At 38.5% G+C, this 26,742-nt stretch carries 20 protein-coding genes and 2 tRNA genes; 11 read left to right on the top strand and 11 right to left on the bottom strand.

Going from position 1 to position 26,742, the window contains the following annotated elements:
* Nucleotides 1-17 precede the first annotated feature (17 nt).
* Complete coding sequence (gene infA, locus PMAN_RS05840; protein WP_002962494.1) at nt 18-236, top strand: translation initiation factor IF-1; 219 nt, start codon at nt 18-20, stop codon at nt 234-236.
* A 192-nt stretch (nt 237-428) separates the two neighbouring features.
* On the opposite strand, the gene clpA is transcribed toward infA, so the two are convergent.
* Both clpA and clpS read right to left on the bottom strand, forming a co-directional pair.
* Nucleotides 429-2,690, bottom strand: coding sequence for an ATP-dependent Clp protease ATP-binding subunit ClpA (gene clpA / locus PMAN_RS05835; RefSeq protein WP_010556376.1), 2,262 nt, complete (start codon nt 2,688-2,690; stop codon nt 429-431).
* Nucleotides 2,691-2,758: 68 nt separating this feature from the next.
* Nucleotides 2,759-3,067 (bottom strand): ATP-dependent Clp protease adapter ClpS, encoded by a 309-nt coding sequence (gene clpS, locus PMAN_RS05830; RefSeq protein WP_021032429.1) that lies wholly within the window; start codon nt 3,065-3,067, stop codon nt 2,759-2,761.
* A 208-nt stretch (nt 3,068-3,275) separates the two neighbouring features.
* Here clpS and cspD point away from each other — a divergent pair, with 208 nt between their 5' ends.
* Complete coding sequence (gene cspD, locus PMAN_RS05825; protein WP_006792879.1) at nt 3,276-3,494, top strand: cold shock domain-containing protein CspD; 219 nt, start codon at nt 3,276-3,278, stop codon at nt 3,492-3,494.
* A gap of 512 nt (nt 3,495-4,006) precedes the next feature.
* Nucleotides 4,007-6,229 (top strand): NADP-dependent isocitrate dehydrogenase, encoded by a 2,223-nt coding sequence (locus tag PMAN_RS05820; protein ID WP_010556375.1) that lies wholly within the window; start codon nt 4,007-4,009, stop codon nt 6,227-6,229.
* Nucleotides 6,230-6,374: 145 nt separating this feature from the next.
* Here the strand turns inward: PMAN_RS05820 and PMAN_RS05815 are convergent, their stop codons facing one another.
* The 3 genes from PMAN_RS05815 to PMAN_RS05805 all read right to left on the bottom strand — a co-directional run bounded on the left by PMAN_RS05815 (nt 6,375) and on the right by PMAN_RS05805 (nt 9,897).
* Nucleotides 6,375-7,616: an amidohydrolase family protein gene (locus tag PMAN_RS05815; protein ID WP_010556374.1), complete on the bottom strand. Its 1,242-nt coding sequence runs from the start codon at nt 7,614-7,616 to the stop codon at nt 6,375-6,377.
* A gap of 12 nt (nt 7,617-7,628) precedes the next feature.
* The gene (locus tag PMAN_RS05810) at nt 7,629-9,011 is read right to left on the bottom strand and encodes an amidohydrolase (protein ID WP_010556373.1); all 1,383 of its coding nucleotides are present in this window, start codon (nt 9,009-9,011) and stop codon (nt 7,629-7,631) included.
* Between the two features lie 100 nt (nt 9,012-9,111).
* The gene (locus PMAN_RS05805; RefSeq protein ID WP_010556372.1) at nt 9,112-9,897 is read right to left on the bottom strand and encodes a hypothetical protein; all 786 of its coding nucleotides are present in this window, start codon (nt 9,895-9,897) and stop codon (nt 9,112-9,114) included.
* A gap of 252 nt (nt 9,898-10,149) precedes the next feature.
* Here PMAN_RS05805 and PMAN_RS05800 point away from each other — a divergent pair, with 252 nt between their 5' ends.
* Nucleotides 10,150-10,512: a DUF3718 domain-containing protein gene (locus PMAN_RS05800; protein WP_010556371.1), complete on the top strand. Its 363-nt coding sequence runs from the start codon at nt 10,150-10,152 to the stop codon at nt 10,510-10,512.
* 68 nt (nt 10,513-10,580) lie between these two features.
* Here the strand turns inward: PMAN_RS05800 and PMAN_RS05795 are convergent, their stop codons facing one another.
* The gene (locus tag PMAN_RS05795; RefSeq protein WP_010556370.1) at nt 10,581-11,273 is read right to left on the bottom strand and encodes a hypothetical protein; all 693 of its coding nucleotides are present in this window, start codon (nt 11,271-11,273) and stop codon (nt 10,581-10,583) included.
* 124 nt (nt 11,274-11,397) lie between these two features.
* Between PMAN_RS05795 and PMAN_RS05790 the strand changes: the two genes are divergently transcribed.
* Nucleotides 11,398-12,258 (top strand): fructosamine kinase family protein, encoded by an 861-nt coding sequence (locus tag PMAN_RS05790; RefSeq protein WP_010556369.1) that lies wholly within the window; start codon nt 11,398-11,400, stop codon nt 12,256-12,258.
* Between the two features lie 136 nt (nt 12,259-12,394).
* A complete protein-coding gene (locus PMAN_RS05785; protein ID WP_008128431.1) occupies nt 12,395-12,598 on the top strand; it encodes a CPXCG motif-containing cysteine-rich protein in 204 nt (67 codons plus the stop codon).
* On the opposite strand, the gene PMAN_RS05780 is transcribed toward PMAN_RS05785, so the two are convergent.
* On the bottom strand, nt 12,595-13,221 hold the full coding sequence (locus tag PMAN_RS05780; RefSeq protein WP_010556368.1) for a riboflavin synthase: 627 nt from the start codon (nt 13,219-13,221) through the stop codon (nt 12,595-12,597). The two genes, PMAN_RS05785 and PMAN_RS05780, sit on opposite strands and share 4 nt — an antisense overlap.
* Nucleotides 13,222-13,349: 128 nt before the next feature.
* On the opposite strand from PMAN_RS05780, the gene PMAN_RS05775 reads away from it, so the two are divergent.
* The 4 genes from PMAN_RS05775 (at nt 13,350) to PMAN_RS05760 (ending at nt 16,155) form a co-directional block, all read left to right on the top strand.
* On the top strand, nt 13,350-14,711 hold the full coding sequence (locus PMAN_RS05775; protein WP_010556367.1) for an MATE family efflux transporter: 1,362 nt from the start codon (nt 13,350-13,352) through the stop codon (nt 14,709-14,711).
* The gene (locus PMAN_RS05770) at nt 14,683-15,744 is read left to right on the top strand and encodes a DUF3080 family protein (RefSeq protein ID WP_010556366.1); all 1,062 of its coding nucleotides are present in this window, start codon (nt 14,683-14,685) and stop codon (nt 15,742-15,744) included. Before PMAN_RS05775 ends, PMAN_RS05770 begins: the two co-directional genes overlap by 29 nt.
* A gap of 113 nt (nt 15,745-15,857) precedes the next feature.
* Nucleotides 15,858-15,934: transfer RNA gene (locus PMAN_RS05765), tRNA-Val, on the top strand.
* Nucleotides 15,935-16,078: 144 nt separating this feature from the next.
* Nucleotides 16,079-16,155: transfer RNA gene (locus PMAN_RS05760), tRNA-Val, on the top strand.
* Between the two features lie 288 nt (nt 16,156-16,443).
* On the opposite strand, the gene PMAN_RS05755 is transcribed toward PMAN_RS05760, so the two are convergent.
* Both PMAN_RS05755 and PMAN_RS05750 read right to left on the bottom strand, forming a co-directional pair.
* Complete coding sequence (locus PMAN_RS05755; RefSeq protein ID WP_010556365.1) at nt 16,444-18,159, bottom strand: glycoside hydrolase family 9 protein; 1,716 nt, start codon at nt 18,157-18,159, stop codon at nt 16,444-16,446.
* A gap of 78 nt (nt 18,160-18,237) precedes the next feature.
* On the bottom strand, nt 18,238-20,751 hold the full coding sequence (locus PMAN_RS05750; protein WP_010556364.1) for a glycoside hydrolase family 3 protein: 2,514 nt from the start codon (nt 20,749-20,751) through the stop codon (nt 18,238-18,240).
* A 217-nt stretch (nt 20,752-20,968) separates the two neighbouring features.
* On the opposite strand from PMAN_RS05750, the gene PMAN_RS05745 reads away from it, so the two are divergent.
* Complete coding sequence (locus tag PMAN_RS05745) at nt 20,969-22,150, top strand: helix-turn-helix domain-containing protein (RefSeq protein WP_010556363.1); 1,182 nt, start codon at nt 20,969-20,971, stop codon at nt 22,148-22,150.
* 10 nt (nt 22,151-22,160) lie between these two features.
* On the opposite strand, the gene PMAN_RS05740 is transcribed toward PMAN_RS05745, so the two are convergent.
* On the bottom strand, nt 22,161-23,666 hold the full coding sequence (locus PMAN_RS05740) for a tryptophan halogenase family protein (protein WP_010556362.1): 1,506 nt from the start codon (nt 23,664-23,666) through the stop codon (nt 22,161-22,163).
* A gap of 64 nt (nt 23,667-23,730) precedes the next feature.
* Nucleotides 23,731-26,736, bottom strand: coding sequence for a TonB-dependent receptor (locus PMAN_RS05735; RefSeq protein WP_010556361.1), 3,006 nt, complete (start codon nt 26,734-26,736; stop codon nt 23,731-23,733).
* Between the last annotated feature and the right edge of the window lie 6 nt (nt 26,737-26,742).

Genomic DNA, 26,742 nt, shown 5'->3' with positions numbered 1-26,742 from the left:
GAGGTGTTACGCTAAACATGGCGAAAGAAGACGTAATCGAAATGCAAGGGACTGTCCTTGATACTTTACCAAATACAATGTTCCGAGTTGAGCTAGAAAATGGTCACGTAGTTGTGGCTCATATTTCAGGTAAAATGCGCAAAAACTATATCCGTATTTTAACCGGCGATAAAGTAACGGTAGAAATGACTCCTTACGATTTATCGAAAGGTCGTATCGTATTCCGTGCTCGCTAAGTAAGTGCGTAAACGAGATTTAGTTTTTGGCTAGTGTATAACTAGCTTTAAGCGTTTATTAAATGTAATTGATGGACTTTGACTAGCAATTACATTTAATAAACAAAAAACCCAGCTTTTGCTGGGTTTTTTGTTGCCTAAAATAAAAAATGGCCCGGTATTACAAGCGAGCCATTTAGAGTCTTATGCCGTTTATGCTGGTGTTAAACTACTTTCGTAATCAAAACGGATTTTCTTATCTTTTACCGACACCTTCACTGTGCCGCCATCAGCCAACTTACCAAACAGTATTTCGTTTGCGAGTGGCTTTTTGAGCTCTTCTTGAATAACACGCGCCATTGGGCGTGCACCCATCGCTTTATCGTAGCCTTTTTCAGCTAACCATTCACGTGCCTTAGAGGTCAATTCAAAATTAACCGACTTCTTATCAAGCTGTGCCTGCAGTTCAACAATAAATTTATCAACCACCAACAAAATAACTTCACGCTCAAGATGGTTAAACCAAATAATGTTATCTAAGCGGTTTCTAAACTCTGGTGAAAATGTTTTGTTAATTTCACCCATTGCATCGTGTGTATGATCCTGCTCACTAAAGCCAATTGACTTGCGAGTTGTTTCTTGCACGCCGGCATTAGTGGTCATTACCAGCACAACATTTCTAAAGTCAGCTTTACGGCCATTGTTGTCGGTTAATGTACCGTGATCCATTACCTGCAATAAAATGTTGTAAATGTCTGGATGCGCTTTTTCAATCTCATCGAGTAAAACCACCGCATGAGGGTTCTTAATAACAGCCTCGGTTAGCAAACCGCCCTGCTCAAAACCAACATAACCTGGCGGTGCACCAATTAAGCGGCTAATTGCATGACGCTCAACATATTCCGACATATCAAAACGAATAAACTCAACACCCATGCACTTTGCAAGCTGCTTAGTTACCTCTGTTTTACCAACACCGGTTGGACCAGCGAATAAGAAAGAACCCACTGGTTTTTCTTCACTTGTTAGCCCTGAACGTGACAAACGGATTGCCGATGTAAGTGCATCAATTGACTGATCTTGACCAAACACCAACATTTTAAGATTACGATCAATATTTTTAAGCGTTTCTTTGTCCGATGACGATACATTTTGTGGTGGAATGCGCGCCATTTTGGATATGATCATTTCAATGTCTGATACACCAATGGTTTTTTTACGTTTAGAGCTTGGCTGCAAACGCTGGTTTGCACCGGCTTCATCTATTACGTCAATGGCTTTATCAGGTAAGTGACGCTCGTTAATGTACTTAGCACTCAGCTCAGCCGCAGCTTTTAACGCTTTTTGTGTGTAACGAATACCATGGTGTTCTTCATAACGATCTTTCAGGCCATTCAGAATTTTAGTGGTATCGGCAACACTTGGCTCAAGTACATCAATTTTTTGAAAACGACGAACTAATGCACGGTCTTTTTCAAAAATATTTTTATACTCATTGTAAGTAGTTGACCCCATACAACGGAGCTTACCACTTGAAAGTAATGGCTTAAGTAAGTTAGAGGCATCCATAACGCCACCTGACGCAGCGCCTGCCCCAATGATGGTGTGAATTTCATCAATAAATAAAATAGAGCCTGGTTTTGCTTGTAGCTCTTTTAATAAACTTTTAAAACGTTTTTCAAAATCGCCACGGTATTTTGTACCAGCAAGTAATGCGCCCATGTCTAACGAGTAAACCACTGCATCTGCAATCACTTCAGGAACTTGCTCGTTAACAATACGATAAGCTAACCCTTCAGCAATTGCTGTTTTACCCACTCCCGCTTCACCTACAAGCAATGGGTTATTCTTTTTACGACGACACAACACTTGTACCGCACGTTCAACTTCACTGTCACGGCCAATCAATGGATCAATATTACCATCGCGTGCTTGCGCATTTAAGTTAGTAGTGAAGCTGTCTAGCTTGCTGACCTCTTCATTTTGAACTTCTTGCACTTCTTCGTTTATGTCGTCCGTATCGTCGCCTAAATCATCATCGGTTTTTGAAATCCCATGAGAAATAAAATTAACAATGTCTAAGCGCGAAACATCATTTTTCTTAAGCAGATAAACGGCTTGGCTTTCTTGCTCAGAAAAAATAGCAACCAACACATTTACGCCGGTAACTTCGTTTTTACCTGATGATTGAACATGAAACACCGCACGCTGTAGTACTCGTTGAAAACCAAGCGTAGGTTGTGTTTCACGCTCTTCCTCTAAATCGGGGATAACCGGTGTTGTTTCATCAATAAATTCAAGCAGTTCGTATTTTAAGCCTGAAATGTTAACACCACACGCATTTAGCGCTTCTGAAGCAGAAGGGTTATCTAATAGCGCAAGTAAAAGGTGCTCGACAGTCATAAACTCATGACGGCGAGTGCGCGCTTCACGAAACGCGGCATTTAATGTAAGTTCTAAGTCTTTGTTTAGCATTGGCAACCCCTTACTGAGATAATAATGTATACCACAACAAACAGGTGTGTGATCACCCTAGTTGGTATTTATTCCTGCTCACAACTACAAAGCAGCGGATGCTCGTTATCACGCGAGTAGCGGTTAACTTGTTCAACTTTGGTATAAGCTACATCAGCGCTGTAAACGCCACAAATGCCTTTACCTTTTTCGTGAACTTGAAGCATCACGTCGGTTGCTCTATCGCTATCCATATTAAAAAACGTCGTTAAAACTTCTATTACAAAGTCCATCGGCGTGTAATCGTCATTATTTAAAACAACTTTGTATTTTCGCGGCGGCTGTAGCTTTTGCTTTTCACTGTCGCGAACTGTATCGATAACACCTGAATCTTTCATACCACTCATAATTAAATATAGTCTTGTCTTAGGAACTCAAGCAAACTTGAATAAAAAATAAATAAAATGTTAAAAAATAGCTCAAAAAGCTTGACTGATTGATTAAATAAACTACAGTCAAACATAGATTGATTAATCCTTAATCAGTCTAGCAAATAATATGGTTTAGAATAACTAAATTAGTCAACTTATTGAAGGATGTAGAAGTATGGCTTGTGGTAAAGTTAAATGGTTTAACAATGCTAAAGGTTTTGGTTTCATCGTTGAAGACGGCTGCGAGAATGATATTTTCGCCCATTACTCTACAATTGTAATGGACGGTTATAAAACGCTTAAAGCTGGACAAGATGTAACATTCGAATTAGAACAAGGCCCCAAGGGCTTGCACGCTAAAAATATTGCCTTAGACGGCGACATTTTAGAGTGACGGTTGTTTTATTCGACTAAAGCGAGCGACCTATTAGGCTCCTCGCTTAATTCCTCACACTTCTATTTACCCACACCGATATAAATTGTTTCTTTTTCTTTATTTTCAACCCTCATCCTTGATTTTATTTCATATACCCCAATATTCTAAGAGTTGACCGTTTAACTGCTTGTGAGCAGGCTCAAACTCTAGCCCTTTGTATTCAAGCTTGTTACACTCTTGGTGCTAAAAATTAAGCAAAACATAGCAACTAGCTCAACTTGCTGAGCACATAAAATATACTAGTCTAAAGGCTAATTTATTTTTATTATATTTTTAGCTATAAATATGACCACAGTTCGTCAGGTGTGACTATTCTGCTTTAACTGTAAAGCTACACGAGTACCAACACCTAACAAACTATTCATTATCTGAACGTATATATTAAAACACTATGATATGTACTCTCTCAGCTTTAATGATTTCTTTGCATTGTTGAATAAGGCCAATTGGCCGACTATCTAGGAATGATGATGACATCAAAAATTATCTATACAAAAACGGACGAAGCTCCGGCACTAGCAACTTACTCGTTGCTACCGATCATCCAAGCATATACAAATGCAGCAGGTGTTGAAGTTGAAACTCGCGATATCTCATTAGCAGGTCGTGTAATTGCTAGCTTCCCTGATTATTTAACAGAAGAACAACGTATTGGTGATGCACTTGCTGAACTAGGTGAGCTTGCAAAAACACCTGAAGCTAATATCATCAAACTTCCAAACATTAGTGCTTCAGTTCCACAGTTACGCGCTGTAATAAAAGAGCTTCAAGCAAAAGGCTATGCCCTTCCAGATTACCCTGTTGAGCCTAAAAACGACGAAGAAAAAGCAATTCAAGCTGCATACGACAAAGTTAAAGGTAGTGCGGTAAACCCTGTATTACGTGAAGGTAACTCTGACCGCCGTGCACCTGGCTCTGTAAAAGAGTACGCACGCAATAACCCACATTCAATGGGCGCGTGGAGCAAAGACTCTGCCTCTTACGTTGCAAGCATGAGCGAAGGCGATTTCTTTGGTTCAGAGCAATCAACAACTATCGAAGAAGCAACTGACGTACGCATCGAGCATGTTGCTACAAACGGTGATACAACTGTTCTTAAACAAAGCACACCACTACTAGCTGGTGAAGTAATTGATGCTTCACGCATAAGTGCTGCTAAGCTACAGGCTTTTTTAGCTGCTGAAATTGATGCTGCTAAAGAAAAAGGCGTTTTATTCTCGCTTCACATGAAAGCGACAATGATGAAAGTGTCTGACCCAATCATATTTGGTCACGCTGTTAAAGTATTCTATAAAGACGTATTTGCAAAACACGGTGAGCTTTTTGAAGAGCTAGGTGTTGATGTTAATAACGGTTTAGGTGATGTTTACTCTAAAATTCAAACATTAGACGATGCTAAACGCGCTGAAATTGAAGCCGATATTCAAGCTGTATATGCTGACCGCCCTGCTATTGCTATGGTTGATTCTGACCGTGGTATCACAAACTTACACGTGCCAAGTGATGTGATCATCGATGCATCTATGCCTGCTGCAATTCGTTCAAGCGGTCAAATGTGGAACAATGACGGTAAATTACAAGACACAAGTTTTGTAATTCCTGATCGTTGTTACTCTGGCGTTTATCAAGCAACTATTGATTTTTGTAAAGAACACGGTGCGTTTGATCCAACGACAATGGGTAGCGTTCCAAACGTTGGCCTTATGGCTCAAAAAGCAGAAGAATACGGTTCACACGACAAGACGTTCGAAGCAAAAGCAGCGGGTACTATTCGTGTAGTTGATACAGCAGGTAATACGCTACTTGAGCACAGTGTTGAGCAAGGCGATATCTGGCGTATGTGTCAGGTTAAAGATGCACCAATCCAAGATTGGGTTAAACTTGCTGTTAACCGTGCACGTGCTACTGGCGTTCCTGCTATTTTTTGGTTAGACGAAAATCGTGCACACGATGCTCAGCTAATCAAAAAAGTAAATAAATACCTACCAGATCACGACACAGCTGGCCTAGATATTCAAATTTTAGCCCCACTTGAAGCCACTTTATTCTCTTTAGGTCGCATTAAAGAAGGTAAAGATACTATTTCTGTAACAGGTAACGTACTACGTGATTACCTAACAGATTTGTTCCCAATTTTAGAGCTGGGCACAAGTGCTAAAATGCTTTCAATTGTTCCACTTATGAACGGTGGTGGCTTATTTGAAACTGGCGCAGGTGGTTCTGCACCTAAGCACGTTCAGCAGTTTGAAAAAGAAAACCACTTACGTTGGGATTCTTTAGGTGAGTTTTTAGCACTTGCAGCATCACTAGAGCATTTAAGTGTAACTACGGGTAACAACAAGGCTCAAGTACTTGCAGATACGCTTGATAAAGCAACGGGTACTTTCCTTGCTGAAAACAAATCGCCTTCACGTAAAGTTAAAGAAATTGATAACCGTGGTTCTCATTTCTTCTTATCTTTATTTTGGGCTCAAGAACTTGCTAAGCAAAATGATGATAGCGAACTTAAAGCACAGTTCACTCAAATTGCGAGCGATTTAGAAGCAAATAAAGACGCGATCGTAAACGAATTAAACGATGCTCAAGGCCCTGCTGTTGAATTAGGTGGTTACTTCCAGCCTAATGACGCAGCCGCTTTTGAAGCAATGCGTCCAAGCACTACATTTAACGATATCCTTGCTAAATTAGTGTAATAAATAGTAAAAATAAAACCGCTTACTTTTAAAAGTAAGCGGTTTTTTTACACCTATGAAAAAGGCCGCTCAATGCGACCTTTTAAAGTTAATATCTACTCGCCCAATCAAATCCCTATTGTCGGGTTGATATAACGCTTACTATTTACTTAGTGTAAGCTCTTGGCATGTTTGAATCAGTAGTATAACGGTCACGTAATTTATCTTGGCGAGACTGTGTAGACACCTCAGTGCCATTAATAAACATACGACTTACGTTACTGCTTATTTCAAACGGATCATTAGTCCACATCACTACATCAGCGGCTTTACCCACCTCAATACTGCCCGCATTAATACCGAATACGTCAGCAACATTTGATGTAACAGCTTTCAGTGCACCTTGTTGGCTCATGCCATAAGATACAGCGTTACCTGCGTCATAGCGAAGCTGATAAATATTGTGACTTGCATCTCCACCAACCGTTAAAAGTACTTTAACACCGGCTTTTTCAAGTAAACCTGCATTATTTAAATTAGCGTGTAAAGAATCGAAGCTTCCTGGTAAGTTGTCCATAGCGCTAATAATTACTGGGATATTAGCTTTAGCAATATGCTCTTTAACAACAACGGCATCTTGTGCTCCACTTAGTACTAAGTTAACACCAAATTGCTCTTTCACTTTAATAAGCTCAATAATATCAGCAGCACGCGAAACGCTTATAACCAATGGCATGTCGCCAGAAAGTACTTTAGCCATTACTTTGTCTTCAGTACTTGGTTTATCGTCGTCTTTTTTATCTTTTTTGCTTAATTTAGTTTGATGAGCATCAAGCTTATTAATTAATGTTTGCAGTGTAAAAGCACGCGAGCCTTTTCTTCGCTCACCTAAATGCACAACTAACGCTGCTTGTTTTTGAACGTCACTGTCAAGGCTACCGCTTAAATCAACCACACTAGCCAAACCTGCAAAAATACTATCGCCGCCATAAGGGGTAATTACATCTCGTGTAACGCCGCCTTTACGTGCATAGGGTATTAAGCTTGAATGTGCGTTATATGCAAGGCTCACATCAAAATCTATACCCGCTTTGTCGTCACCCGCATCGCGAGAGCCTGCAACCGCACCCACTTCAACTAAACCAAGTTGGTTATTGCTTGCAATAAAACCAGGAGTAACAATTTTACCATTGGCATCAATAATTTCATCAGCACTTACTTCTGCCGGGTTAATAGCTGTAATTTTCCCGTTATCCATAACAATGCTTGCGCCTTTTAATACGCCTTGCTCTGTTGATGTATGGATAGTTGCATTAATAATAGCCAATGACTGTGCGTTTACAGCACCAGAGGCTAGTAATCCGGCAGCAACCAAAGATAGCGAAAACGAACGTGATAAATTTTTCATTCTGGGTGCTCCTTATTTTTGACCTAACATAAAATCACTGGTTGCCTGATAAGTGCTATCGTTTCTATCATAAACTTTTGCACCATCAACAAAAACTTGCTCAGCTTTTGCGTAAACGCTAAACGGGCTTTGGTTCCAAATAACCACATCGCCTTGTTTACCTGCCTCTAGCGAGCCTGTTTTATCGTCAATACCTAATGATTTTGCTGCGTTAGTGGTGATCCACTTAATTGCATGCTCTTCTGAAATATCAAAGCCATTTTCATTAGCACGGTACATTACTTTAGCCGCTTCTTGGTTTAAGCGTTGAATGGTTGTGTCTGAATCTGAGTGAACAACGGCGCACGAGTTTTTAACCGCATCAACAATGGCAACGTTTTCTTGAACCATGTCGTAGGCTTCCATTTTAAAGCCCCACCAGTCTGGCCACAATGCAGCACACGAGCCATTGTCGGCTAACAAATCTGCAATTTTGTATGCTTCAATACCGTGATGGAACGTACCCGCGTGATAATTAAATTCTTTAGAAAGATCAATCATCATCGCCATTTCTTCAGCTTTATAACAATGATTGTGGATCATTACTTCGCCTTCAAGAACGCCGCGTAATGTATCGTACTTTATATCGCGATTCGGGGCTTCAGGGTTTTTACCTTCTGCGTATTCTGCATCGTACTTATCCCATGCTCGCTTATATTCTTGCGCGCCAATCCACGCAGTGCGGTAACCAGCCATATTACCCATACGTGTTGAAGGCAATACGCCTTTACGACCATATACGCGTTTTGGGTTTTCACCACATGCCATTTTTAATCCATACGGTGCATCAGGAAATTTCATCCCTTGCATTGTATGCGCAGGCACGTTTTTAAGTGTTACACCACGTCCGCCAAATAAATTAGCAGAGCCTGGTAAAATTTGAAGAGACGTAATACCGCCTTCGCGCGCACGGTTAAATCCTGGATCTTGCGGCCAAACAGAGTGCTCTACCCACACTTCGGCCGTATTTGGGCTGGTCATTTCGTTACCATCTTGATGTGATTCTACCGATGGGTTTGGATAGGCACCCAAATGTGAATGAACATCAATAATACCTGGTGTTACCCATTTACCTTGTGCATCAATAGTTGTGTCTGCTTTTACAGCTAAGTCTTTACCTACTTGCTGTACTTTACCATCGACCAATAGTACATCAGCGTCATCTAGGCGTTCGCCAGTCCCTGTAAGAACAGTCGCGTTTGTGATGAGTGTGCTTGTTGTAGAGATTGGCGTGTAAGTACTTGGGTATGGGTTTTTGTTAATAGTAATTTTATCATCTTGCGGGCCATTTTCTTGGCAACCTACAAGTGCAGCGGCTAAGCCAACTGCTAATAAAGAGGGAGCAAATTTATTCATGTTGTTTGGTTCTCCTGTTTTTTTAATACTTTAGCGAAAGCTTGGGCATAAAGCTAAAAAAACAGGTGAAAACGCGGTAAATTAAGATGAATTTACGTGATTATTTTTTTATATAATTGTTATAAAGCTTTTCTAGTGCGCCCTCTGTGGTGAGTGACGGATCTTTGCTGATAAAATGTTTGACCGTGCGGGTTACAAAATCTGAATTTTGCTTATGTAACTTAGAAAAATCTTTAATAAGAGTATTACCATCTTTAGCCGCTGTTACCTTGTCGTGGCGATGACGGTACTGACTAAGGGCTTTGTTAAAATCGCCGTTGTAGTCTTCAACTAAAATTTTATAAAAGTCACTTTTTTGCACATTTAAAGAGGTAATGCAGAAATTCAGTGCGTCTTTAAAATCGGTAAACACGTTACCTTCTACATCAAACTCTTTGGTTTTTTCGCGCACTGTGACACGTGCCTCTTCAGTGGCGTAACTAAAACCTGTAAATGCCAATCGCTCTGCGGCTTCTTTTCCTAATTTCATACCGGCCTGAATACTGTGAGCAAACTCATCACTCATGTCACTTAATTCGTTTTCTTCCCACATATTGTAGACACGCAGTGCTTTAGCGTATTTATTAGACAGCTTTTTTTTAATTTTGGTAAAGCGCTCGTCAATCGTCATTAGTCGTTCGTTATGTAATAGCGCATAACATTCATAACAAGCAGGAATTGAAATAAAGTCGGCATCCTCGCCTAAATCAATAATACTTTGCAGCATATGAAGAGGCGGACAATGATCGCGTTCAGTTGCTTCGCAGCCACAATAAAAACATTGATTAAAATGTTGTTGTTCGCAGGCATAGGCTTGTTGGTAATAACTGGCTAACGCTTTACTCACTGTTTATCCTAAAAATCTACACATCAATTTAAGGGGCGATAATACCAGCCTAAAAAAATATGTCAGTATCAATAAATTATTTTTATGAAAGTGTGTCAAAAAACACACTTAAAAATATGCTTTTTCATGAGCCTATAAGTAAGTGTGTACATTAAACATACTTGCTTACAGCTTGTTGCGTTTGGTTAACAGCTTTTTTGATTAATTAGTTTAATAATTAGCTTGCAACCGCAAACAACGAGGAAAAGTAAAATGAATACATTTAAAACAGCATTATGTACAACACTTGTAATTGGTAGTGCAGCATTAGCAGCACCTGTATCAGCAACACAATTTGTAGCAGCCGACTCAACGCCAGGCACACAAATTTGTATGGCTGTTGCGTCTAATAAAGCATATGTACTACGCAAAACACAGCAGTCATTGAACGTTAAAAAAAGCATTATTAGCAATAAACTAACGTGTAATAACTTACCTATGGGTGATTTTGTAGCGCGTTATAATTTAGATAAAAGTGCTAATTACTTAAATATTGAAAGCAGTACTCGCACTTCAATTAAAGATTTAGCAAAGGTGTCGTCACCTGACATCGTTGTTATTTCGTCTCCGCAATAACATGCTTAAACGTTATAGCTAAGCAGGCATAACTATAACCTGCTTAGTTTTATTATTAACTTTATTGCTTAAAGAACACCCGCAATTAAACCAAATAAACCGCCAAATACTCCGCCCCAAACAACTAACCAACCTAAGTGCTCGCGTATCATTGTTTGAATAATTTCTTTCACCATTTTAGGGGTTAATTCATCAAGGCGTTCATCAACAAGTTTAAGAACTGTGCTGTGCAACCCTTGAGCACTATTTCCTTGTGAAAGCGTTTGCGTTACTAACGCTTTAAAGTCTTCTGTTTGAGAAATTTGTGCCAACGAAAGTTGCATTTTTTCAATAAATTTTTCACGCATTGGCTCTATTGCAGCAGTGCCTCCAAACATACCCAGCATGCTACCAAATTGCGATTGCTCTATAACCTCGAGTAAATTATCGAAAGCTGGATTTAAATCAACATTACTAATGATCGGTTCAAAGTCGATATTAGGCTGCGCCTTGTTAAGTAAATTATTAATTTTTTGTTCGGAGAAAAACTCAGTGAGTATTAGGTTTCGTATAGCAACTTTAAAGCTCTCAAACTTGAGCGCAATAACGCCAGACCCATATAAAAACGGCACCTTTTCAAATAGCATATGAATAGCCAATAAATTGGTCACTGCGCCAGAAAGTGCAAATAACCCCACCGACAAAACTACTGGCTGATCAAATATCAATCCTGCAGCTACACAAATACTTGCTAGTAAATTGGTTATAAAACTTTTGTTCATTTTTACTCCATTACAGTTAGCGTCACTTTGTGCGACACATTCGCTAATTTTACAACGTTTAGTTTGTTAAATTAATCCCTTTTTGCCATAGTTTAAGTGTCTGTATAAAATACGAGCAACTATTATGTGGAAAGCAATTAACGAGCACATTAGCCAAGCTACTAATACTGACTTTAAACACACACAAAAGCGACAACTGCAAAGCACAACAACCGATAAATATTTTCATATAAGCAATGGCACACAAAGCTACTTTGTTAAAATTGCGCTCAAAAGCGAACTTGAGCGATTAGAAAGTGAATCTAGGGGCTTACAGATGCTTGCTAATAATAGTTATTTTAATGTTCCAACCTGCATTACATCAGGTGCTAACATTGAATTTTCATTTATCGTACTTACGTGGTTAGATCTTGATGAGCAGCCCTATTGCCAATGGCAAAAAATGGGCACTCAACTAGCGCAAATGCACCAAAAGCATGACCAGGCAATGTTTGGCTTTGATATAGATAATCACTTAGCTACCACAGTTCAACCAAATCGTTGGCACAAAAAGTGGGATGTATTCTTTGCCGAAGAACGCATAGGGTGGCAATTACAACTATTAGCCGAAAAAGGCATTAAATTTGCCAATCCCGAGCACATAATTAATGAAGTTAAAGCACAACTACATAGTCATGTTGTGAGCCCATCTTTGTTACATGGTGATTTTTGGCGAGGCAACTTGGGCTTTTTAAAAGAAGTACCGACCGTATTCAATCCCGCTTGTTATTATGGTGATCGAGAAGTGGATATAGCAATGAGCGAGCTATTTGCGCCACTACCCGATGAATTTTATGTTGCCTATAATAAGCAATACCCTCTTCTACCAAGCTATCAAAAACGTAAACATATTTACCAACTATACCCTATTTTAAATCATGCAAATATTTTTGCTGGACACTATCTTACTGAAGCTAAACAACATATCGATAAGCTACTGCAATAAGTGTAAATAAACTGTCATAACACGCTAAACAGACTATATTTAAAGGGTTCTAAGGAGTTCAGTTTTACGTCATTAAGCCGTGGTTAGAATAAAAACATTCCAAGCTCTGCTTAAGTTATTTGTATTTGGAGTGATTATGAAAGACTTTTTATCACAACGTATTAGCTGCCCGTTTTGCGGACACCACATTCATTTGGATTTAGATGCCAGCATGGGCGATCAGGACTATATTGAAGACTGCACTGCCTGTTGCAACCCAATCCATTTAAATATGCACATAGACCATGCAAACAATAAATTAGAGCTACACGTAGACAGTGACGACGAACAAATTTTTTAATTTTGATGACGCAGGTAGTTTTCTACGGTGTTAACAATAGTGTAAGTTTGCTGATCAACCTCTATATTTAGCTCATCACCCACTTGCGCTTTACCTAAGTTTGTAATTGCTAATGTTTCTGGGATCAAATGCAACCAAAAGCCCTGCTCGTCAATCTCGCCTACTGTTAAACTAGCACCATTAATGGCGACAAAGCCTTTGTACAATACATATTTTTGCCACTTTACCGGTAAACTTACCTGAATTTTGCAGTTGCTTTGAGTATTAATTATTTGATTTATTTTAGCCGAACAGTGAATGTGTCCCGATACAATATGCCCACCCAGTTCTGTGCCAAAAGTAACAGAGCGCTCGTAATTTACTAAACTGCCCAGCTCAAGAAGCCCTAGATTAGTTAATTGAAGTGTTTCGTCAATCACGTCAAAGTGAACTTGCGCGACTACATCTTGGTTACTTAGCTCAACTTTTACTACTGTTAAACAACACCCATTAATCGCAATACTGGCTCCTAAATCTAGGTGTTTTACGTAGTCATCGCTCACCGACACCACTAAACGTAACACACCCTCATTATGGTTTTTAGACACCACAGTAGCTTGAGTTTGTACTATACCTGTAAACATAAAATCTCGTTAAGTTATGACAAAGTATTAGTTTAACGTATCGAATTATAAAATCATTCACTCCTTAGATTTTTATTTCAAAGACAATAGATTACAATTACAGCCTTACTTATTAAATAGCTGTTTTTATGACCTTTTGTAATTGGGAAGCTAAGCGTTTACTTTCTCTCGCGCTGCCTGTTTTTTTAGCACAAGTTACCCTTATATTAATGTCGGTGGTCGACACTATAATGGCAGGTCAGGTCAGCCCTACCGACCTAGCTGCGCTATCTATTGCTACTGGTATTTGGAACCCACTACTTTTAGCGTTGCAAGGTATTTTGTTAGCACTAACTGGAATAATTGCACAATTTGCCGGCGCGAATGACAAAAAAGGCATAAGCCACTATTTTCAACAAGCTTTATATTTAACCGTTTTACTGTGTATTACAGGCTTTAGTATTGCCTACTTGGCAAACATTATAATATTACAGCTAGATACAAGCCCGGCTATTGCGAGCCTCGCTTTCGACTATATCCAATTTGTTAAATGGGGGGTGTTTGGATTTTTATTTTTTACAACTTACCGAAACATGACCGAAGGCATGGGCATGACAAAACCAGCCTTTTATATTAGCTTACTCGGATTAGCTGTTAATATTCCTGCTAACTACATTTTCATAAATGGTTTATTTGGCCTTCCCGCCTATGGCGGAGCTGGCTGTGGTATAGCAACAGCTATTGTTTTAACAGTGATGGCATTAGCACAGGTCACTTATTGCCAAATGAGTAAAAAGATAGATGCCAAAGGGCTACTCACACCGTTTGAAAAACCAAATATAACGACTATCGCCACTATTACAAAATTAGGTATTCCTATCTCTTTGGCTACCTTTTTTGAAGTAACACTTTTTGCATGTATTCCACTCTTTATTGCCCATTTAGGAGCGGTTGCTGTATCAGGGCATCAAATTGCAGCAAGTGTTACCGCGTTACTGTTTATGATGCCGCTAAGCCTCTCTATTGCCATTAGCATTCGAATTGGTAACTTGTATGGTCAGAATAAGTTCGATCAGTTAAAAATAGCCGTATCGACAAGTTATCTACTGGCTATATTAATCGCACTGTTCTTAGCGTTTATAACATTTATAGGTCGTGATGTGATAAGCCAGCTATACACAGATAGCCCTGCGGTTATTGCCCTTGCGACCTCAATTATGATTTTAGCCTGTATCTATCAACTACCCGATGCCCTGCAAGTTGCAGCAAATGGCATTTTAAGAGGATTAAAACACACAGCCCCTATTTCTTACATCACGTTTATTTCGTATTGGTTAATCGGCTTTAGCTTAGGCTACGTATTGGCAAGAACAGATATAATTGTGCCGGCAATGGGGCCACACGGATTTTGGATTGGTATAATTGTCGGGCTCACCGTTGCAGCCATTTTGTTAATGATAACCGTTAGTAAGCGCTTTAAACATGAACCATTTATTAGCCAACAAGCTTAATTTAAATAACATAAAGCAGTTAGTATTAGTGTGCATTTTACTAATACTAACTGCTACTATGCTAAGTGCTTGCACAGAGGCCCCCAGTAATACAAACAACACCTATATAAAACGCCTTGAAAATATAACCGACAACAAATCAGAAGACCTTCCAGCGCTTAACTCACTCAAATTAAACCCTTTAACCGAACTCAACAACAGTAAAATAACACTGGGTATAGTTGAGCTTGCAGGAATAAGCAGTTGTAACTTAAATGTGGTGATAAGTGAGCACAATAACCAACTAGGTAAAACGGCAACCGCTGCAGGGCGTTTAAAATATCAAATAGACTTTATTCAACACGCCAACAGCTGCTTAGCCTCGCTCGATAAAACCTCAGTAACGTATAAAAAAATACATGAAGCAAAAAATCAAAAACAAGCTGATTTACTACATTACTTTAATGCAGCCCTTATCGAGGAACCAGAGCTCAACCGCACGTGGTCACTAACCGCTTCAGAATTAAGTAAAGAACCCGCAGGCTTTAGCGACACAATTGAGGCTATGCGTAAACTTACTGCTATTAAAGCGCAATTAGCTCAGGCTCAATTTGACAAAATAAACACAGATGCAATATACCAAGCACTCGAAACGCTTAATAAATATAGGTTTAATCAATCATTAATTAAATCTGTCAGGCAACAAATTAGGCTAAATAAAATTGCCTCGGGGTTGGTGCATAACATCAATTTAAGCACCCTATGCCCAGTGGGTAAAAACAAAGATAAAGCTAAAATAATGAATAATGTATTTCAAAAGTTCTATCTTTCACAAATTCAGCCTTACCAAGCACAACTCATTGGTTTTCTTGAAGTGCTTCAGCCATTATTAAATCAATTATGGTACCAAGAACGTGTAACGACCAATGAAATTAATAAGTTGATTAAAGCAAACTCAAATACTAATTTATTAAATCAATTGAAAAGCTCAGCTAAACAGCATGTCATTTGGTGGCAAGAGTTTTATAAAACGTGTGAAATCAGCCCAATATGAATAAAAAAACGGCAAATAAACCTAAAAACACGAAACGTGCTTGATTCACCAACCGCCACGCTATATATTAGCGGCCGTTGTTAAGCAATTAACACTTACTTAAATATAGTAATACGACTGTAGCTCAGTTGGTTAGAGCACTACCTTGACATGGTAGGGGTCGGTGGTTCGAATCCACTCAGTCGTACCAACATTAATGGAAAATACAATTGAAGGAAAGAGCACTACCTACTCTTGACCACCCGGTCCAAGGGTCAGTAACTCAAATCCACTCAGTCGTACCAATATTTATTCTGACTTATTGAATAAATTATATTTAAGAACCTCAAATTGTACGACTGTAGCTCAGTTGGTTAGAGCACTACCTTGACATGGTAGGGGTCGGTGGTTCGAATCCACTCAGTCGTACCAATTCAATAAATATAAACTCAAGAAAAAGCACTACCTATCCTTAATAACCCGGTCCAAGGGTCAGTAACTCAAATCAACTCAGTCGTACCAATTCAAAAAATATAAACTCAAGAAAAAGCACTACCTATCCTTAATAACCCGGTTCAAGGGTCTGTAAATCAAATCCAGGCAGTCGTGCCAATTCAAAAAATATAAACTCAAGAAAATCTTCTCCCTACTTTTATAGCGCTTTCCTTGGGTCAATAAATAGAATCAACTGAGTTGTGCAAATTAAAATTTATAAAGTTGCTAGTCAGAGAGCGCACCAAGTACATACACAAGTGGCGCATTCCAATTAATCGCAACCTCGTTAGTTGAAAAGCTACACCAATCGTCAACGTATGATTTTGCTGGCTCATTGAATAAGTAGTTACAATTATCTTGTTGTCCTGAATGAGGGCCACCTACAAGCATTCCTGGTACAGGCGCAACAACATTATCACTGTGTGAAATTCGATGATGTGGATACAAAGGTGTTTTAGTGCCAAACCCAGTAACAAAAGAGTACCCCGTAGGGTTTCGCCCTAATACATAATCGACAAGTCCATGAGCTGCATTTTTATAATCGTTATTTTTATTTATCTTAGCGGCTTGTAGCAAAACCATCGCTTTATTTAACGCGGCTGAGTTACTCCCCCATACAAAGTCTGATTTTTGCATAGCAACATTGTATGGACTGCTTTTATGTTGGTTTAAATATATATCAGCTAAGTCATTTTGCTTTATTTTAAGGGCTTCATATTCTTGTTTAGATAATAAGTCCTTTGCTTTGAACAGCAAACTACTCAAAGAAAGGTACGATACATTTCGCCACGCTGGAGCCACGTAATCAATATTTATCTCTTTATAAATAGTGTAAAAGTTTTTATTTTTAGTGGTTATAAATAACTCTGCAGCGGCCCAAGCAAATTCATCCTTTAAATAATGATCTCCATATTCACCGCTTTTAATATCACTTGGTTGCTCATAATATTGTGTTTGGTTTAAAAGCGCCCAACGCCATGCTTTTATGGCTGCATTTGAATATTGCTTACTCTTATTGGGGTAGTAAGGTTCAATCACCCGGCTAGCCATCGAAAGCGTAGCTGCAAAATTAAGGCTTGCTGCTGTTGATTTCCCTATTATTAAGCGTAGGCGTTGATCTTCATGTGGCATTTCATTCCCTGGCCATTCACGAGTTGTTAGCTTATGATATACACCCCCATCATCGCTTTGCATAGTGATCAGCCATTCAAGATTCCATAGGGCTTCGTTTATAATATCAGGAACGTTATCTTCAGATTCAGGTATGTTTAGGGTTTGTTTTTTATAAACATCAGGGTAATGTTCAAACGCTGCAAGCAGTGTATAAGTGCTAATACCTGAGTTAACAACATACTTGCCATAGTCGCCTGCATCATACCATCCTTTTTGTGAGTCTATTCGTTTGCCTTTGTACCTTGGCTCAGCAGAAGGATGATAACCAATAATGTCATCTTTATGACCCATTGGTCTTGCATAAATTCCCGCGAACTTCTCTTCAATAGGAGTACTAGAGCGGTTCAAATAATAATATCTTAAAGCGGCTTTACTAAGTGAATCATAAACATCATCACTAATTCGAAATAATGAAGAATCTGCAACACCCTTGACACGCAAAAAATAGTGACCCGAAGTGACAACTTCAGAAAAATCGGCAAGCTTGTGACCATCATTGCCAGAAAGAGTCCATATTTTAGCTGCGCTCAACTGAGCGGTATAAACCACCTTGTTCGTTTTCGCATTAATTACATCAAATTGCGAAGCTGTTACGTTCGGTATTGCAGCAATTTTTTCACTTTTATTTAGGTAGCCTAATTGATTAATTGCAATTTGCTGATTTGAGGATAACTTACTTAATTTACTAGGATTTTTTTTTACTAATACCGAGCAAGAGGTCAGAGCAAGCACATTCAGTAGCAGTAATGATAAAATAATATGTTTCATATGACCCTTTCGTATAAATAATGTCGAAGCAAAAAAATAGAGCACTTACTATTGAGATATAATAAGTGCTCTTGTTTATTATTCACTGCACTTTAAAGTGGCCATTTTTTGTGCATTGGGTTCAAATTGAATATTAGCAACTCGTATTTTAGCTGCGCCTTCGCTTGTTAACACAAAGGGGGCACTCGAACGTTCAAACTCTACTCCACTTTTAGCAAAGCATAATAAATCTATAGAAACGGTATTCCAGGTGTTCAATTTAAACTCTTTTAGCATGGGCGAAATATTCAGCTCTGCACATTTACCTTTTGCGCATCCCATTTGAACATAAAGTTCATTTCTAGGAGGGGTTTCGACTCTCACATCAAAGGTTAGCGCGCTTTTATTGATCAAATATTGAGATAGATCTTCTCGGTACCATGATGAGGTAATTAGTACAGAAGCATTATTAGCACCACTCCACGTAAATTCTTTTGCATCACCTTGAATATTTTTATCGGCTTCAATCATCGTTAAGCCTTTAATATTTCCTGATGGCGTGTGGATGTCTTTTGTTTGTCCACCCGACTGCAATTGATAATTCCAGTCCCCTTTCGCTCTTCCTTGCATTATTTGATAAGGGGTGTTGACAGGTGTTTCAAAAATAAAGTCATTCTTTGTACTTAATTTATTAAGCATCACATTATCTTTATAGGTTAACCCAAATCCATACGCAAAAAGTGGATCATAGTTTTCATCGTAACGATTTAATACAACTTGTGATGCATATTTAGGCCATGAAAAGGAAAGCTTACCTTTAAAATCAAATTGAATATTGCCCTCATTATCTTTAAACAAAACATCAGCTACACCAACACCTTCACTACCAGGTAGCCAAGCTGCTACAAACGAATCTGATGCATTGATTTCTCTGTTTACCCATAAAGGTCTGCCCGATAAAAACACCGATACAACTTTTATACCTTGTGATTTTAATGACTCGATTAATTTGGCGTCACGGTGAGAATGAGCCTGATAAGCAATTGATTTTAGATCGCCAATCCACTCTGCATACGGATTTTCACCAAACACAACAATGGCAACATCTGGTTTTACATCAAAACTACCATCAGGGCTTAGCACCGCATTGCCGCCCGCTTTGTTTACCGCTTGCTTTATACCATCAAAAATTGACGTTCCCCCTGGAAAATCAGATTTAATATTACCTTCGCCTGTCCAGTTAATTGTCCAACCACCCGTTTGCTTACTCATATTTTCAGCACCATCACCCGCAATTAATACCTCACTATTTGGGTTAAGTGGTAAAAGGTTATTATTATTTTTCAACAACACTAACGATTCTCTAACTGCTTGCCTAGCAATTGCTTTGTGCTCAGGAGCACCTAATAATTGTTTTTGGTTAGCATATTTACGTGTTGATGGAAGCCCTTTATCGAATAGCCCCGAACGTATTTTAACGCGTAAAATACGCCTAACTGCATCGTCTATACGTTCAACAGGGATAATTCCATCTTTAACCTGGTCTACTGTATTACCTATAAAAGCCTTCCAATCTTCTACAACCATAAACATGTCTAGTCCGGCATTAACAGCCTGCGGACAGCTATCATTGCTACATCCGGGTATTTTACTGTGCGAATTCCAATCACCCACTATAAAACCATCAAAACCAAGTCGCGTTTTCAAAACATCGGTAAGGAGATATTTGCTGCCGTGTAAGCGCAAGCCATTCCACATATTATGAGAGGCCATTATACTTTGCACACCGGCTTTAAGAGCTGGCAAATATGCCGCCGCATGATTTTTAATTAAATCACTTTCACTTTCTTGGTTGTCACCTTGGTCAATGCCCTGATAAGTGCCTCCGTCACCAACCCAATGCTTTGCGGTAGAGTAAATATGATCGTCATCTAAAAAGTTAGCTGTGTTTACTTTCCCCTGAAGGCCTTCAATCATCTCTTTAGCATAGCTGGCAACTATTTCAGGGTCTTCAGAATAACTTTCGTAGGTTCTCCCCCATCGATCATCCCTTGCAACGGCAAGTGTTGGGGCAAATGTCCAGTCTATACCTGCAAGTAAAACTTCTTTCGCTGTGGCTTCTCCAATTTTATAAATTAAATCTGGGTTACGTGTTGCACCTAATCCAATGTTATGTGGATATAAAGTAGCACCAATAAATTTGTTATTGCCGTGTACTGCATCAATGCCATATGTAACGGGAATAGCTAAACCGCCTTGTGATGTATCCATTGAGGCTAAATAAAGCTCGTCCATAAAAGACACCCAATCAGATACACTCGCATTACGGTTATTGTGTAAAAATGTTCCACCACCATTCAAAACCGATCCTAAATGATATTTTTTTACATCTTGAGGCGTTACCCAGGTTATTTCTGCTTGTACCATTTGACCCACTTTTTGTTCTAGTGACATTTGGCTTATTAAATGGGTAATACGTGTTTCCAACTCTGCATTTTTTTTTATTGCTGGTTCAAGAGTTGGCCAAAGTGTTATATCGTTTTTAGCAACTGTGTTAACAGACGCAAAGCTCATAAAAGAGCCAAGTAAAAATGAAGAATAAGTTAATTTCATTAATCTAATAACCTGATACTTTGTTAGTGTGGCAAACAGTTTTATAACAAACGCGGCATAATGTCGTTCAAATAGAGGTTTTAAGCGTATAAATGCACGCAATTTACTCTATTTGAACGCCCGGCTATTTTAAATATTAGAGATTATTAGATAACATACAACGACAATGAGAACACACGTGTACCTAACAAAAATTTTAATAAAGGTGTATTAAATTGTGAAAGAAGTACTTTTTAACACTCACGATCTCGCTTTAATTTTTACCATTTTTATATGCTTATCATTTAGTGTATTTTTAGTAACATTAAAAAAGGGTAATAAACTTAGTAACTATTTACTTGCTTGCTTTTTATTAACTCAAGCTGCAATTCCTACGGATAACCTTATTAACTTTGGTGAGGCATTCCGAGCGTTTGCGTTGAGTTTATCCCCAAATCTATTTTACACATTTGGATTAGCTTTTTGGTTGGAAGTCCCTTTGCTTCTGCTTTATATCAAATCGTTAGTTAACAAAAACTATCAGCTAAAAAAACGCGATTCGCTATTATTCATACCGTTCATTTTTTATGCCGCTTATTTCACTGTTGATTGGCTTATGATAGAAAATAGCATCAAATTAGATGTACTTAAAAATGACACAATTGAAACCACAGCATTTATTGACCGTACTATTTATTTTTTTCGGGAGTGCTTTCGATTTTCAATTAGCGTTTTATGTTTTTTAGAGTTACAAAAATACCAAAAAAACATTAAAAATGAGTTTGCAGAGCTTGAGAGTGTCGACCTAACTTGGCTTAAATTCCTTGTGATTGGTTTTTTAGTAGTACACCTAAATTCAATATTTGTCTCTTTGGGTATTATTATGTCTTACGAGATAGGTATTCTAGTTGACCATGAATTACTTGGGCTTACAGCTAATTATGCAATTCTTTTATTAATCACAAGTTTAATCTACTTTAGTGCTGGTAATTCAAGAATATTTCAGGGTATTGACGATGAACTAACAGCTGAACAACATAAAGCTCCAGATTCGTTTGAACCCGAAAAAATACAAAAAATCGAAAGCTATTTGCTACAAAATAAGCCTTATTTAAACCATTTACTCACACTTGATAACCTAGCAAGTCAGTTAAGTATGGGGTCAAGAAACTTGTCATCTATAATTAATAGGCACTTTGGTAAAAACTTTTTTGAGTTTATAAATTATTACAGAGTTGAAGAAAGTAAACGGCTGTTACTTTTAGAAGAAAATAAAACAGTGACCATGTTAGACATTATGGATAAAGCAGGATTTAACAGCAAAGCAACTTTCAATACATTTTTTAAAAAACTTGTGGGCGTAACACCCACTCAATTTAGAAAAGAATATTGGGAAAGCCAAAACAAAAATTCGAGTTAAATCCCTAAAGCTAGCGCGTGTAGTTTTTTAAAATATACGCCTCATGATCAGGCATAACATCAGCAGAGCGGCTAATAACCGACTCTATATTTTTAAGCCTACGCTTTATTTCATCTCGGGATAGCCTATCAACCAATGGATGATAGCTTTTAGGTTTAATCCCTTGACCGTGCATAACTGCAAGCCAAGATGTTTCGTTAAATAGCTCGTTATCATGTCTAAAAATACGACCATTTTCACTAAACATCTCTATTTTTTGCTTCAACGAATCAGGCATTTCTATGTTTTTGCAATAACGCCAAAACTCACTGTCATCTCTATTTGTTAGTTTATAATGTAAAATAATAAAATCACGTATACGATGATATTCCGTCTCAGTTTGCTGATTAAATAAATCAATATCACACTGTGTAAAATCTTTACTAGGGAATAATGTCATTAATTTCGCTATCGCCGATTGAATCAAATGCAGACCGGTTGATTCTAACGGTTCTACAAAACCTGCTGATAAACCAATAGCGATACAGTTTTTATTCCAACTCTTTTTGCGCATACCCGTTACCCATTGCAGCTGGTTAATATCTGCTAAAGCTTCAGATTCGATTGTATTTAAAAGTAAAGCCTGTGCTTTATCATCGCTCATAAATTCACTTGAATATACATACCCATTACCTACTCGGTTTTGCAGTGGTATTCGCCACGTCCAACCTGCACTTTGTGCTGTAGACTGAGTATAAGGGTTAAGTGCCTTTTTTGATAAACACGGCGTTGCAATCGCTTTATTACACGGTAATAAATGAGTCCAATCCTCGTATCCAGTTTTCAGAGCCTGCTCAATTAATAAGCCCTTGAAACCAGAGCAATCGATAAATAAATCACCATCTAATACCGTATTATCATTAAGAACTAACGATTCAATTTCCCCTGAAACTGGGTTTAGGTTTACCTCGTCAACCTTACCCTCAATACGACACACTCCTCTGCTTGTGGCATAATTTCTTAAAAATTTAGCATAAAGTGTTGCGTCAAAATGATAAGCATAATTAATACCTGCTAACGCGCTGTTTTGCTGAGTTGACGGATGCATAAATTTATTTGCATACGCACCAACCGATGCAAGAGAGTAGCTAGATAAGTCGGAAAATTCAGGATCATTTTGCATTTTCAACCAAAAGTGATGAAAAGGCAGTGCCTCCATATTAGTGCCATAATTTCCAAATGGGTGAAAATAACGGTGTCCTTTTTCTTTCCAATCTATAAATTCTATACCCAATTTAAACGTCGCATTAGTAAAACGTATAAACTCAGCTTCATCTATATCAAGTATGGTATTAAATAATTGAATTTGTGGGATCGTAGCTTCACCCACAGATACAGTTCCTATGTCTGCAGACTCCACTAAAGTGATTTGACAATTATCGCAGCCAATTACCTTAGCTAATGCAGAGGCGGTCATCCAACCTGCTGAACCACCACCTACAATAACAATCGATTTTATATTATTTGAATCATTCATAATGTTTACCTAAAAAAAATAAAGCACGCGAAATAAAAAATAACGCGTGCTTTTATTAAGAGGGTTAAAAATTACCTTTCAAAATAATGCTAAACCTTCGCTCATTGGCAAACCAAGAGCGAGACACTCGATTATTATCATTGTCTATTTGCATTGAAGTTCGAGCAACCTCGTTAGTTAGGTTAGTGGCTTGAAGACCTAATTGAAACGATTCAGTGATATTATAAAAGACAGACCCATCAAGTTGGCCTCCTGCCTCATTATAAATGGGAAGCTGCGTTATAACGTCTTTACTTGTTAATAAATATTCAGAACGCCAATTGTATGCCAAACGCGCATTAACACCGTACTTTTCATACATAGCGACTAAATTGATATTATCCTTAGAAAGCCCTTCAAGAGGTAATCCTTCAAATGCCACATTATCGCCTTCTGTTGAGTCAGGTTTATCTGGCGATAGCCCTGCATTTGGCGATCCTTCTTCCTCGATATAGGTATAGTTAAATTGCATACCAATGCCACTAAAGGCACCAGGTAAAAAGTCGTAAAACTGCTGGTAAGCCAGTTCAAACCCTTGCACAGAACCTTCATCACCATTGGTAGCACCGTTTACTTGTACCACCTGTGTTGCGCCATTATTAGTAAATTCTCTATCCACTGAACCATTAATAAAGTAGTTACTCATGTCTTTATAGAAAAAAGATGTTGTAAGTGACCCCACTCCCTCAGAAAAATACCATTCAAGCGCTAAGTCGTAGTTATACGACTCCATTGGTTTTAAGAATGGATTGCCTGAATTTGCCGTATAACGAGAATAACGAGCGTCTGTAATTTGTCTATCACTTGAGCTTTCATCATAAGTAATCACCAAATCTTCCGGTGTTATGCTTACAAAGTTTCTTAAGTTTCCTAAATCAGGTAATGCAATGGCTTCTGAAAAACCAAATCGCAAAATTAAATCGTCTTTTAAATTAAGTTTAACGTTTAAGCTTGGCAAAATATTAGTATATTCACTGCTTGCTGTTTGCTCAGTAAATCCAGCATTACCAAAGGCGGCTTGTTCAGATGGTAAAAAGTTATCGGGATCCGAAGGGTCATTAACGTCACCCACTGTATCTGGAAATGTTAAAAAACCATCAGTTTCATTTTTAATTTTTACATAACGAAGTCCTACATTACCGCTGTAAAACATGCTGCCTAATTCACCCTCAAAATTACCCTTGATGTAAAAAGCATTATTAACTTCAGAGGTTTCATTAATCTCGTTATTTAAAAAGTTACCTATTGTGTCACCGCGGCTTGATAAACGCTGCCAATTTGGCGACAAAGATGCAAACGCTGATTCAGCATTAGCGTAATCTTTAGCTAAAGATTCACTAGGAAACAAAAAGGCACCTTCAGATGCTACGTTTAGCACACCACCTCTAGCAAAATTATCGAATGTAATTTGCTCATAGCTATTGTTTAAGCTTGCACCAAGTTCATCACCTTCGGCATCAAACCATGCATTACCATTACCTGCCCATGCTTCTGATAACCAGCCCCAGTTATAAGTAGACTGGCGTGTTGTTTGGTCGCGTTTAGCATAACGAGCGCCTACTTTAACACTGGTAAAAAAGCCACTATCAAATGTATATTGTGTGTCAGCTGCAAAAGCAACTTCGTCACCTTCATTATCAGAGATATGATCCATAGCACTGCGCCAAAAATAATTATTTGGGTCAGTAAAAAAACCAGCGTCGTCATTATTAGCCGGATCTAGCAATGTGATATCTGGTAAATTATTACCATTTTGTTCTATGCCTACTACAGCTCTTGTTGCTCCCATGATTGAAAAGTCAAAAATTTCAGAAGTGGATTCAACATATTGGGCATCAAAATTAAACGACCATGTATCGTTTGGTCGATATTTGAGATTAAAGCCATAATCGTCAACTAAATTATCTTGATCTCTAAAGCGGGTAACCATGGCATGCTGAGCACCAAACTCGCCAGATGGTTGACGCTCTGCATCATTTCCGCGCCAACCTGCGTTAGATGTGATAAAACCTGACTCAAACAAACCTTGTTCTGTTACTTCAAATTCGGTTCCTTCAAGAGCAACTAAATCGTTGATTACAGCATCATCTGCCATTTCAATCGCATGCTCAGTCCATGCTAATGACGAATCAGAACGTATAAATTGAGCTGTTGCTAGTAACGTTCTGCTTTCGTTTTCAAACTGGAGCGCACCCGCAAAACCTTCCCTTTTTCTATCATCTTCTTTTCTGGTTAAACGTGTTGTTCGCGGAACAAACACTGCCTGCCCATTGACCAGTTCATTTTGTGGCTCGTACCGGCCTATTTGTGCACCGTCTGATTGAGCTTTTAACTCTGAGTTCGAATAATTGACAAGTACGCCGAGCCTGCCAGAGTCTAAATCAAATATATCGCTGTATAAGCCAGAAAATGACGGCGTTGTTTCGTCTGCAAATTCGCTGTAACTAGCATCTAGTGTAAAAGCAACTACACGCCCTTCTGCATCAAAAGGTTTTCGCGTCACTAGATTCACCGTGCCTGCAATGCCGCCCTCTATCATATCTGCCGACTGATTTTTAAACAGCTCAACAGAACCCATTAATTCAGGTGGAACATCCTGGAAACTTAACCCTCGCCCTGAATCGGCAGTAAACGTATCACGACCGTTAAACTCGCTTCGTGTGTGCGTTAATCCCCTAACAACAACACCGCTTCCCTCAACGCCGTAGTGATCAGGATCGTTTGCAGCAGCAAATCGTTCAATAGAAACACCCGGTAAACGGGTTATTGCCTCAAGGACGCTTCTATCCGGTAGAGACCCAATATCTTTTGCAGATATAGCATCAAGAACGGTTTCAGCTTCACGTTTCATATTCTGTGCATTGATTAAATTTGAACGTGTTCCTTGAACTATTACTACTTCAATATCTTCGTCTTGTTGTTTTTTTTTGTCATCTTCTTGAGCTGCATATAGGTTGCCGGATAAAGACGTTGCAATAATCGCAGATGCAATTACGGACAGCTTAAATGTACTGTTCTGTTTTTTTATCATTCTAAT

The sequence above is a fragment of the Pseudoalteromonas marina genome, from assembly GCF_000238335.3.
Lineage (GTDB): Bacteria > Pseudomonadota > Gammaproteobacteria > Enterobacterales > Alteromonadaceae > Pseudoalteromonas > Pseudoalteromonas marina.
This window is presented reverse-complemented; position numbering and strand designations above follow the sequence as displayed.